Origin of the sequence: Planococcus faecalis, assembly GCF_002009235.1 — a bacterium.
GTDB classification, from domain to species: Bacteria; Bacillota; Bacilli; order Bacillales_A; family Planococcaceae; genus Planococcus; species Planococcus kocurii.
This window is the reverse complement of the sequence record NZ_CP019401.1, coordinates 2,465,397-2,478,080: the sequence shown is the minus strand read 5'-3', so window position 1 is coordinate 2,478,080 and position 12,684 is coordinate 2,465,397. Positions and strand designations below refer to the sequence as shown.

Here is a 12,684-nt window from a genome sequence, read left to right as displayed (position 1 = left end):
TATATGTCTTTGCGCATTGTATACGGCAGAGCGGGAGCGGGGAAAACTCGTTTTGTTCAAGAAGAAATAGTAGATGAATTGAAACGACAAGCAGACGGAGAACCGATTTTCCTCATCGTTCCGGATCAGATGTCGTTTTCCACCGAATATCAGCTTGCGGCAGATTACGGCATGAACGGGATGATTCGAGCACAGGCCGTTACTTTTAAACGACTGGCTTGGCGTGTGCTACAAGAAGTTGGAGGCATAAGCAGGAAAGAAGTGGATACGTTCGGATACCGCATGCTCATCCGCAGCTTATTGGAAGATCACCGAGATGATTTTCAATTATTTCGTCGGGCAGCAGGCAAAAGAGGTTTTACCGACCAAATTGAACAACTAGTGAAAGAGTTCGCTCGCTACTGTGTGGATTGTCTAGAATTGGGATCAATCCGTTCTTCATTAACTGAAGCTGGGGCGCCGAGAACGCTGCTCGATAAAGCACAAGACCTCGAACTAATCCTTACCGAGATTGAAAATCGTTTAGGAAAAGTTTTTGTTGATTCTGAAGGTCACTTGGCTTTACTGAGTGAAAAAATTCCATATTCGGATTTAGTGAAATCAGCGACGATCTACATTGATGGATTTGTAACATTTACAGCGAGAGAATACGAAATTCTTTTTGAATTAATGAAACATGCTAAATCGGTGACAATCGCCTTACCGATGGATGAACAAACAGATCCAAACGACGAACAGGCTTTATTTTATCAGTCTGCTAATACGGCCAGACGATTAACTGAACAAGCTGCGAAAGAAGGCATCGAGATTGACCATTCGGTGCATTTGGATTTGTCACGCCGATTTACTAATTTAGAACTTCAACATATTGAACAGCATTTTGATGTGTTTCCAACTCCAACAATTCAAGGATCAGGTCATGTTACGCTAGTCGAGGCCTCAAACAGAAGAGCTGAGATGCATGCGGTGGCACGCGCGATAAGAGACCAAGTAAGAAGTGGGTTTCGGTATAATGAAATTGCCATCCTCTACAGACAGCCTGAAATTTATGATGAACTGATTAATACTATTTTTCCGCAATACGAAATTCCTTATTTTATTAGTCAAAAAAAATCGATGCTCCATCATCCATTGATCGAATTCAGCCGCTCTATTCTTGAAGCAGTTGTCAATAATTATTCCTATGAATCAATTTTCCGGGCAGTTAAGACGGATTTGTTTTTTCCTCAAGGGCCTGTCTCCAAATGGAGAGAACGCAGTGATGTGCTGGAGAACTTTGTCATAGCAAATGGGATATACGGAGAGCGTTGGTTTGAGGAAAAGCGCTGGTTTTACAAAAAATACCGTGGACTGGAATTTCATACGTCGATTCAAACAGATGAAGAATTGGCAGCTCAACTAGAGCTTCACGCAGTTCGTGATGTAATCAGAGAACCGATGGCACAGTTAAAGGAACAATTAAAACTTAGTAAAACAGGAAGAGATATAGCGGAATCACTGTTTCTCTTCATAGAAAAAATGAACGTATACGCCAAAATTCAAGATTTGAGAGAACGTGAAGAACAGGAACATCGTCTATTAGCGGCTACCGAACACGAACAGGCCTGGAACCAGTGGATCGGTGTACTGGATCAGTTTGTGTTGATGTTTGGAGATAAAGAAATCGATTTACCAACAGCGGTGAAAATCTTAGACGAGGGTTTTGAGACGCTAGAATTTTCACGAATTCCGCCCTCATTAGATCAAGTCATGGTATCCAAAATTGATTTAGCGCGTTTGATGGATATCAAATCGGTATTCGTCGTCGGAGCTAATGATGGAGTATTGCCAAAGCGAATCGAGCAAGATGGGATTTTGACGGATACAGACCGTGAGTGGTTTGCGCAAATCGGATTTGAACTAGCGCCAACTTCGAAAATGCGTTTAATGGATGAGACTTATATGGTTTACCGTGCATTTACCTCTGCATCGGATTTGTTGACGGTGTCGTTTCCGATTGCAGATGAGGAAGGCAAAGCACTGTTGCCTTCTCTTTATATTCAAAAGCTGAAAGATATGTTAGCGATTGAAACGATTCCTGCTGTTATCGATCCGGAAGAGCTGCTAAACGCTTCTCCATTGGCATATATTTCGCATCCGCGAGCGAGTTTAGCTTATTTAACGTCGCAAATTCGCGGTGGGGATTTGTCAGCAGAATGGCATGCCGTTTTACATTACTATCAAGAAGATCCATTTTGGTCTTCTGTCATTCACCGCATTTTAGCACCACTTAAGCCCAATACAGCCGATTCACTGCGCAAAAACATTGCAGATCCTTTATATGGTACGCCAATTTCCTCTAGCGTTTCACGAGTTGAAACGTATTATGGCTGTCCGTTTGCGCATTATGTGGCATATGGTTTGCGCCTTGAAGAAAGAAGTCAATATAAATTGGCAGCTCCTGCTATGGGTGATCTTTTTCATGCAGCGATTAAATGGATATCAGATGAAGTGTTGCGACTTGGCATATCCTGGTCATCACTGACAAAAACACAATGTCAAAACTTAGCGAAACAGGCAATTGAACAATTATCGCCTTATTTCGTCAATCATATCTTAATTAGTTCACACCGCTATCGTTATATTCAACATAAACTAGAAGGGATTATTCGTCAGACAGCCTTCATGTTAAGCAAGCACGCCAAAGTTTCTGGCTTTGTCCCAGTTGCACTTGAGGTAGGGTTTGGACCGAAAGAAACCATTCCACCACTTGAAATCTCTTTAAAAGATGGTCGCAAAATGAATGTCCGCGGACGCATTGATCGAATTGATTCGACTGAAATCCACGGTAAACCGTATTTACGTGTCGTCGATTATAAATCATCTAAACAAGATCTTGACCTTAGTAATGTCTATCACGGTCTGTCGCTACAGACTTTTACGTATTTAGATGTAGCATTGACACATGCTGATCGCTGGCTTGGAGAAGAAGCCGAACCTGCTGGCGTACTGTACTTCCATATGCACAATCCTATGCTAAAGCTCACAAAGTTGATGACGGCTCAAGAGTTAGAAGAAGAACTGGCAAAATCCTTTAAAATGAATGGCTTGGTCGTGGAAGACCCAGAAGTAATTCAAGCGATGGATGACGGCATAGCTGGCTATTCCAACGTTATACCTGTCAGACTCAACAAAAGTGGTGCAGTATCAGCTAGCCAATCAAAAACAGTCATGAAAGAAGACATGCAAGCCATTCGGCGGTTTGTCCGTGGCAAGCATCAAAATGCCGGAAATGGCATACTAGAAGGCAATACGAGCATTACTCCTTATAAAGTAAAAGAAGATACACCTTGTCAATTTTGTTCTTATCGCTCGGTTTGCCAATTTGATCCGGCAGATCCACAGCAAAACTACCGAAAACTTTCAGCTTTGTCACCCCAACAGGCAGTTGAATTGATTAGAAAGGAGACCGCTGCAGATGATACCGAAAAAACCGATTGATGCCACATGGACCGATGAACAATGGCAAGCAATTTGGGCAAAAGGACAAGATATGCTCGTGTCAGCCGCAGCTGGTTCAGGAAAAACAGCTGTTTTGATTAATCGAATGATTGAAAAAGTATTGGCCGAAGAAGATCCTATATCCGTAGACGAACTTTTAGTCGTTACGTTTACCAATGCGTCAGCTGCTGAAATGCGTTACCGAATGGCAAATGCTTTGGAACGAGCAGTTGCAGAAAATCCTGAATCGACTCATTTAAGAAAACAATTGCGCCTAATTAATAAAGCACAAATTTCCACGTTGCATTCTTTTTGTTTGCAAGTCGTAAAACAATACGCGTATTTACTGGAAATTGATCCAGGTTTCCGGATTGCTGGAGAAACTGAAGCTGCATTGTTGCGGGATGATGTACTTGAAGCCGTTCTTGAGACAGCTTACGAAGGACAAGGCGCAGAGGCGGTGTACCGCTTAGCAGACAGTTTTACTTCTGATCGCAGCGACCAAGCGATGGAAGTTCTCCTCAGCAAGCTTTACGATTACTCACGTGTGCATCCTGATCCGGAAGCTTGGCTAGTACAAGTGCCCACGTTATACAATGTACCGGCATCTTCCACAGTTGATGAACTGCCGTTTATTGACGATTTAAAATTGACGATACGTCATGCTTTGGAAGAGGCATTGCAGTTAACTCGAGAAGGACTTGAGTTGGCGGTACAGCCTGATGGTCCAAGCGTATTAGAAGTAACTTTTAAAACAGACGCGGAGGTCATCCAGGCAGCCATTGTTTCTTTGGAGGATTCTTGGGACAGCCTGTACGATTTTTCGAAAACGTTTAAATGGGAAAAGGCAGCAAGTATTCGCAAAGATTCGTGTGACCCAGACATTGCAGAAGAAGCAAAAGCTAGACGCAATGAAGTAAAGAAAATTGTCAGTGGATTGTTTGACGCCTATTTTACTCGCTCCCCCAAACGCTTACTTGAAGAAATGCGCGAAATGGCACCTATGATGAAAACCTTAGTTGAGCTCACACAACTGTTTGCAGAGCAATACAAGGCGTTGAAAATTGATAAAGCGTTAGTAGATTTTTCTGATCTTGAGCATTATGCATTAGAAATTTTAATGGATGAGGGCAAGCCTTCTGTAATTGCGGAAGAATACCAAAGTCGCTTTAAAGAAGTGTTAGTGGATGAATATCAAGATACGAATTTGCTTCAAGAAACAATTTTGAACCTCGTGAAATCCGGCGGAGAACAAGACGGCAATCTCTTTATGGTAGGAGATGTTAAACAATCCATCTACCGTTTCCGTCTCGCCGAACCAATGCTCTTTTTAGGGAAATATGCTCGTTTTCGCTACGATGCAAAAGATACCGGATTGCGAATTGATTTAAATGCGAACTTCAGAAGCCGTAAAGAGATACTAGACGGTACCAATTATATTTTTTCTCAAATTATGGGACGACGAATGGGAGAAATTGACTATGATGAAGCAGCAGCGCTAAAAGCAAAAGCTCCTTATCCGGAACAGCCAATTCCGATTAAATTGGCTTTGATTCACGAACCTGAAACGGAAGAGGAATTGGTAGACGAAGACTTAGTGAAATCGCAATGGGAAGCCCGTTTTATCGCCAAAAAAATCAAGAAACTGATGGACGGCCAAACAATGATTAACGATCCATGGACCCGGCAACAACGAAAACTGGAATATCGTGATATTGTAGTCCTGATGCGTTCTATGACTTGGTCAGGAGACTTTGTAGAAGAATTTAAGATGGCTGAAATTCCGCTGTATGCAGAATTAAGAGGAGGCTATTTTGAGGCGCTTGAAGTGATGATTATGCTCAACACATTGCGTGTCATTGATAATCCTTACCAAGATATTCCACTGGCTTCTGTTTTACGTGCACCATTTGTTGGATTAAAGGAAAATGAATTAGCTGAAATCCGCTTAGCGGCACCTCAAGCTTCATTTTATGAAGCAGTAAAAACCTTTATGCGTGCGGGTACTGGAATTGATACCGCTGCCGCTGAGAAGTTGCAACGTTTCGTTCTTCAACTAGATCAGTGGCGAAACCTTGCGCGTCGTGGTTCTCTGGCAGAGTTAATATGGCAGGTGTATTTAGACACCAATTATTATGAGATGGCCGGTGCGATGACAAATGGCAAACAACGGACAGCTAATTTACGTGCTTTACATGATCGGGCATTAGAATATGAAAAAACATCGTTTCGTGGACTGTTCCGGTTCCTACGCTTTATTGACCGGATGCGTGAGCGTGGAGATGATCTAGGAACTGCAAAATCGCTTAGTGAAAAAGAAAATGTCGTTCGGCTTATGACGGTTCATAAGTCAAAAGGACTTGAGTTTCCCGTCGTTTTTTTTGCGGGTACCGGTCGTTCATTTAACGAAATGGATTTCAGGAAATCGTATTTGTTTGATCAAGATTATGGACTAGCAGTAAAAGCAGTCAATCCGGATACAAGAATCGAATATACGTCGTTGCCGTTTCTGGCGGTCAGAGAAATGAAACAGCTACAGATGAGAGCGGAAGAAATGCGGGTTTTATATGTAGCGATGACACGAGCAAAAGAGCAATTATTTTTGACCGCTTCTGTTAAAGAGATTGATAAGCTAGTTGAAAAGTGGAAAGTCAGCACACATGACGTGCTGCTGCCAGATTTTATGCGTTCACGTGCAAAAGGGTATTTAGATTGGATTGGTCCAGCTGTAGCTAGACACCCTGATGCCAAAGAGTCATTAAACAGTAACGGCAATTTGCTTAACCATTGTTCTCATTTTGATGTTGAAATTATCGAATCTCAAACCTTGCTTCCAGCTATAGTGGGTTTGGATGAATTGCTAGAAGACAAGAGTACAGCTGAAGATTATCAGCAACTCGTCAATGAGCGTTTCAATTATCAGTATCCACACCAGCGGGCAGTCGACAAACGCTCTAAACAATCGGTGACGGAAATGAAAAGACTGCAGATGTTGCAGCGTCTGGATGAACCCGAATCCTTCGTTCAAACAGCAAAACCTAAAACGGCAAAACTGCTGCACCGGCCAGATTTCATGATGGACAAACAGTTGTCAGCAGCTGATGTTGGAACGGCTGTCCACGCGGTCATGCAACATATCCCATTGGATCGTACGATGACTGTTAGTGAAATAAAAGAATTCATCGACAGTTTAGTTGGGATGGAAATTTTGTCGCCTGCTGAAGGAAAAGTAGTGAGTGTTAAAGAAATTGAACGCTTTTATAAAAGCGAAACAGCTGGACGTCTACGCTTAGCGAAAAATATTAAACGAGAAGTACCTTTCACCTATGCCAAAAAAGACGCTGATGGAGACCATCAAATTATCCAAGGAATCGTCGATTGTCTTTTTGAAGAACAATATGGCTGGGTTTTGCTGGATTATAAAACCGATCGCGTTGCGAATATGGGCAATGTGACAAATGAAATGACCGAACGCTATAGCGTCCAGCTGACTGTCTACCAAGAAGCAGTCGAGTCAATCCTGAGAATTTCAATAAAAGAACGGTGGCTCTATTTGTTTGCAGCGAGTCAAGAAGTGATTATTTAGGAGGATTATTTTGAACTTACAGCCAGTTTCTATTCAAGAACGAGTAACAGCGATTGATTTAATGAGGGGATTCTCACTGTTTGGCATTTTGATCGTTAACATGCTAGCTTTCCATTCGCCTTTTTTCTATATCGATCCATATAAATGGTTTAATGGAGCGATGAATGAAGGAATCTATTTTGTTATCGATATATTCATCCAAGGCAGTTTTTACCCGCTCTTTGCAATGTTGTTTGGCTATGGACTAGCCATGCAATACATGCGTGCAGAAGCGAGTGAACGTCCCTTTATGCCTTTGGCTAGTAAACGACTTGTGGTTTTACTGTTATTCGGCATGATTCATGCCTTTTTGATTTGGTATGGGGATATTTTAATCACTTACGCCATTATGGGCTTTTTACTTATTGGCATGATTCGTTTGCCATCCAGTTGGTTAGTAGGATTTGGTGCGATCATTTATACAGTACCGCATGTATTGTTACTAGGTATTTTATTTTTAGCAGTAGCCGCTGATCCGAATATTTATGTTGGGTATATGGAAATCGAAAGTTCGATACAAGCGTATCAATCAGGGAGTTTTGCGGAAATTTTTAGCCAGCGATTGGCTGACTGGTCCTATAGTAATAATTTAGTTGGCTTTGTTATCTTAATAGCTACCATTCTGCCATTTCTAATGGTTGGAGCGGCTGCTGCAAAATGGCGATTAATTGAACGAACACAGGAAAAGCGGAAATTGTGGCTGTTTTTAGCGATTGTCCCACTGTTAATCGGTTTGGCGCTAAAATCTTTGCCGTTTCTATTAGAACCGAATTATGCTTTTGTTTATTTGCAAGATATTTTCGGAGGACCGCTTGTAGCAATTGGCTACGCGGCGATTATTGCTTTACTAGCTCAGAACAACGCGATGCAGAAACTACTTTCTCCAGTTGCTAAAGTAGGACGCATGTCGTTAACGACTTATATTACGCAATCTATTTTTGCAACACTGATTTTCTATTCATATGGATTGGGATTATATGGCCAAGTGGATTTGTTGACGGGGACATTGATTGCCATAGGTATTTTCGTGATTCAGCTTATTTTTGCGGAACTGTGGTTTGAGAAGTTTTCGCGTGGACCGCTTGAAAGTGTCTGGAGAAAATGGACTTATTGAAATAATTTCGAAAAAACTAACAATTCAAAACCGTGAATGTGTATAATGAATTCAACCACAGAAAAGGAGTGTTTGACGAATGAAGCTGTTATCATTTCGCTATGAAGGAAAAGAAGGATTTGGACCAAAAGTTAAAAAGGAAGAAGCTGTATGGGATTTAGTTGCGATTCAACAGCAATTAGAAGTTCTACCTGCGTTTCCTACACAATTGATTGAAGGAATCCCGCAAGGAATGGAATTTGTTGAACAAATCCGTAAATTGACGGAAGCCGCTGTCCAATCTGACCGCTCTGAAGAATTCAAACACTCTTTTTCAGAAATTGAATGGTTAGCTCCAATTTCGAGAACGCCGAAAAATATCATCTGCGTTGGAAAGAATTACGCGGATCATGCAAAAGAGATGGGTGGAGAAGCTCCTGTAGACTTAGTAGTTTTCACAAAGTCGGCTACTTGTATTTCAGCTGACGGTGAAACCGTCTCGGTTCACAGTGATGTAACGGATTCCTATGATTACGAAGGCGAATTAGCTGTTATTATTGGTAAAGCCGGACACAAAATACCAAAGCAAATGGCTTATGACTATGTTTTTGGCTATACCATTGCAAATGATTTGACTGCACGGGACTTGCAACAAAAACACCAACAGTATTTTCTTGGGAAAAGCTTGTCGGGCTCATGTCCATTAGGTCCATACATCGTCACAAAAGATGAAATCCCACAAGCACAAAATCTATCAATCGTCACAAAAGTTAACGATGAGGTACGCCAAAACGGCAACACGGAAAACATGATCCGTCGTGTGGATGACCTTGTAGCGGAAGTATCAAAATATATTGCGCTGGAACCAGGGGATGTTCTTCTTACTGGGACACCGGCTGGAGTGGGCAAAGGTTTCAATCCGCCAAAATTCCTAAAAGCGGGAGACACGATTAAAGTGTCGATTGAATCCATTGGGACTCTCGTCACACATTTGTCATAAGATATAGGCTCTTCCCATCGTCCAACTTGTGATAAACTGGAAAGGACTTTATTAGAAGAGGTGAGCTTTTGAGCATTTTTACAGACACTACACATTTACACATCACGACATGGGTTGTTGCAGTCATTTTGTTTCTGATCGCCGCATTTATGCAGCGCGACAGTAAAGGCCGTAAAATTTTGCACATGGTCTTGAGATTGTTCTATGTTTTGATCATCATTACAGGATTAACATTGTTTATCGCCCATTCTTCCTATGATGCAATGTTATACGGCATTAAGTTCTTATTGGGTGTTTTGACAATTGGAATGATGGAGATGGTGTTGGTCCGTTCGAAAAAACAAAAACCAGTTACGATGTTCTGGGCATTGTTTGTCTTGTTCTTACTTGCAACAATGTTCATCGGTTTCATGTTGCCAATCGGATTGGATTTCTTTTAAGGAAAGTAGGCAGGTGCATCTAGCACCTGTCTTTTTCTATGCAACTTTTCACAGTTTAGACGAAACTCCAGCAAGTCAGTGCTGAAACACTAACTTTACATGGCGGCGATAGCTGGAGTTTGATAAAATGAATCGGGTGGAATGTACCAACAACCTCATTGAAGGAGGACTTAGAATTGAAGACAAAATGGATTTTGAGCATAATAACAACTGTACTGCTACTGGCACTAGTCAATCCAGTGTTTGCTGCAGAAGAGCGGGAACTTAAAGATGAACTTATCTATGATGTGTTAGTTGACCGTTATTTCAATAAAAAGATTAATAATGATTATGAAGTAAATGCATTAGATCCTGCGGCTTTTAATGGTGGCGATTTTGATGGAATGGCCAGTGAACTATTATTTGCGAAAGAAATGGGTTTTACAGCTCTTTCAATAGGACCTGTATTTTCAACAGCTACATATGATGGCAAAACAGTAAAAGACTATACTAAATTCGAGCGTCATTTTGGTACAGAAGAAGAATTTCAAACCTTGGTAGATGAAATCCATAATCAAGAAATGAAAGTAATTGTGGATATTCCGACGCAACAAGTAAGTGCAGATCATGTGTGGGCAGTTGAAAACCCAGAATGGTTTACAGAAAACGAAGACGGTAGCTTGGCACTAGATACAGCAAACACAGAGGTCCAAGAAGCGCTAATTGCTACATTTGTAGAATTTAGTGAAGCCTATCAGGTTGACGGGTTCCGACTACAAGATGCAGACAAATTAGATGCAGCTTTTGTTAGCGATTTTTCTAAAGCGATAAAAGAGGTGCGAGATAGTTACATTTTAAGTGATCAAGAAATGGCAGACAGTGGTGCATTCGATGCGGTAGTGGTGCCTGGTGTGGAAAAGACATTACGTGCGGCTTATAAGAATTTTGATCAGGATATGACTGACGTAACGACGATCATGGAGCAAAGCAAAAACAACTTGATTCAAGTAGATTCATTGACTGGATCTCGATTTACAGCAGATATTGTAGCGGAAAATGGATTTCCGCCGACACGCTGGACGCTATTGTTGACTCAGTTGTTGACGATGCCTGGAATTCCAGTCGTTCAATACGGTTCAGAATCTGCTATGAATGGGACAGAGTTGGATGAATCTCATCAAATTTTAGATATGGCCGTAGATAAGGAACTTGTTGATCACATCACTAACTTGACGTCATTGCGTAATTCGTCTGAAGCATTACGAACAGGGGAATTGGAAGTGCTACACGATGAAGATGGATGGCTCGTTTATAAACGTTCGAATAACGAAGAATCATGGATTGTTGCTATTAACAACGCGTCTTCAACAAAGAGCATTAACCTATCAGCTGATGTCATTGGACAAGGACAGGAATTACGTGGATTATTTGAAAGTGATATTATTCGCCAAGGAGATAATGGGGATTACCGAATAACACAAGATCGAGAAATCGCGGAAGTGTTCCACGTAACAGAAGAAAGTAAACTCAACTCTGCATACATTGCAACGCTAGTTGTTATGTATGTTGTGTTCATGATGTTCTTGTGGTTTGTTTGGCGTAAAGGCAAACAACGTAAAGCAGATGCAGCGAAACAGTCGACAGTTGAGAAAAATCCGAAATAATCCGAAAAAATAAAACAGGCAGAAAAAGCGGATTGCTTTTTCTGCCTGTTTTTGATGTTGGCATTATTTACTTAATGCTTTATAACCTACCATATTAATTGGGTCTTTCGGCGATGAATAGGGAGGTGCATAGCAAAGTTCGAGTGCCTGCAAATCGTCAATCGTCAACCCACCATAGATTGCTGTCACAATGACATCGATTCGTTTGTCAACGCCTTTGCCACCAATACATTGTGCCCCTAAAATCTTACGGGTTTGTGGATCGTAATGGACTTTTAACGTGATTTCGGAATGATCAGGATAATAACCCGCATTCGAATTGCCGGTATGCGTCACTGTAGCAAAAGCTAAATTTTTATCTTGAATCGCTTTTTCGTTTAACCCTGTCATTGCAGCAGTTAATGAGAAAACTTTCAAGACGGAAGTTCCGAGCAAACCTTTTTTCGCTACCTTGTTGCCCGTAAGGTGACTCGCTGCGATAAATGCTTGACGATGCGCAGGAGAAGCAAGTGGAACTCTTTTGGGATCTCCCGTTACCATATCAAAATTCTCTGAAGCATCTCCAATGGCGTAAATCGATGGATCATTTGTTTGCATAAATTCATTTGTTTCAATACCATCAGTTTCACCAATTGTTAAGCCCGCTTTCATAGCCAGTCTAGTATTCGGTCTCAAACCAACACTCATAATAATGAAATCTGCTTGTATGTCAATGCCATTTGACAGGTGGATGGTTTTGCCTTCAGTTTTTTTGATCTCTGTTCCAGTAATTAATTTAACATCTTGAAGTGCCAGTTCTTTCTCGATCATTAATGAAATATCGGTATCCAAAATAGACATAATGGTTGGGGATCTATGCACTAAAGAAACGTCCAAGCCAATGTTTTTAAGGTTTTCTGCCATTTCTAGCCCGATAAAGCCACCACCTGAAACGACGCAATTTTTGGGTTGTGCAGTTTTGATGAACTGGTCAATTTTTTGCATGTCTTCAAAATTTCGTAAGGTAAAGACTTTCGATGTATCTAGACCTTCGATTTTAGGAACAATTGCAGAACCACCTGGAGCTAAGATTAAGGCATCGTATGACTCTTCAAATTGTTCGCCACTTTCCAGATTGTGCACAAGCACTTTTTTGGCTGCTCGATCGATTGCGATTACTTCGTGTCTCATGTGAACATCGATATCTCGTTTTTTCTTAAATCGTTTGGGATCGGTCATAATGATTGACTCTTCATCTTCGATGACACCGCCTATAACATACGGCGTTCCACATGCTGCATAAGACATCGTCGAATCACGATCAAAAACAATAATCTGCACGTCTGGATCATAGAAGCGCAGTTGACCTGCGGCAGTAGCGCCTCCGCCAACTGCGCCTACAATAACTATTTTGTTCATCGTCA

The 12,684-nt window shown here is 41.3% G+C and carries 7 protein-coding genes; 6 read left to right on the top strand and 1 reads right to left on the bottom strand.

Features of this window, described 5'->3' with window-relative positions; translation table 11 throughout:
• Positions 1 to 3 precede the first annotated feature (3 nt).
• The 6 genes from addB to AJGP001_RS12450 all read left to right on the top strand — a co-directional run bounded on the left by addB (position 4) and on the right by AJGP001_RS12450 (position 11,281).
• On the top strand, positions 4 to 3,480 hold the full coding sequence (gene addB, locus AJGP001_RS12475) for a helicase-exonuclease AddAB subunit AddB (protein ID WP_071154708.1): 3,477 nt from the start codon (positions 4 to 6) through the stop codon (positions 3,478 to 3,480).
• Positions 3,458 to 7,066: a helicase-exonuclease AddAB subunit AddA gene (gene addA, locus AJGP001_RS12470; RefSeq protein ID WP_078080605.1), complete on the top strand. Its 3,609-nt coding sequence runs from the start codon at positions 3,458 to 3,460 to the stop codon at positions 7,064 to 7,066. The genes addB and addA overlap by 23 nt, the downstream gene beginning before the upstream one ends.
• Positions 7,067 to 7,076: 10 nt before the next feature.
• On the top strand, positions 7,077 to 8,219 hold the full coding sequence (locus AJGP001_RS12465; RefSeq protein ID WP_071154707.1) for a DUF418 domain-containing protein: 1,143 nt from the start codon (positions 7,077 to 7,079) through the stop codon (positions 8,217 to 8,219).
• Positions 8,220 to 8,298: 79 nt separating this feature from the next.
• The gene (locus AJGP001_RS12460) at positions 8,299 to 9,198 is read left to right on the top strand and encodes a fumarylacetoacetate hydrolase family protein (protein ID WP_058384722.1); all 900 of its coding nucleotides are present in this window, start codon (positions 8,299 to 8,301) and stop codon (positions 9,196 to 9,198) included.
• A 68-nt stretch (positions 9,199 to 9,266) separates the two neighbouring features.
• Positions 9,267 to 9,638: a YisL family protein gene (locus AJGP001_RS12455; RefSeq protein WP_058384723.1), complete on the top strand. Its 372-nt coding sequence runs from the start codon at positions 9,267 to 9,269 to the stop codon at positions 9,636 to 9,638.
• 176 nt (positions 9,639 to 9,814) lie between these two features.
• Positions 9,815 to 11,281, top strand: coding sequence for an alpha-amylase family glycosyl hydrolase (locus tag AJGP001_RS12450; RefSeq protein WP_078080604.1), 1,467 nt, complete (start codon positions 9,815 to 9,817; stop codon positions 11,279 to 11,281).
• 63 nt (positions 11,282 to 11,344) lie between these two features.
• On the opposite strand, the gene AJGP001_RS12445 is transcribed toward AJGP001_RS12450, so the two are convergent.
• The gene (locus AJGP001_RS12445) at positions 11,345 to 12,679 is read right to left on the bottom strand and encodes a CoA-disulfide reductase (protein WP_078080603.1); all 1,335 of its coding nucleotides are present in this window, start codon (positions 12,677 to 12,679) and stop codon (positions 11,345 to 11,347) included.
• Positions 12,680 to 12,684 lie beyond the last annotated feature (5 nt).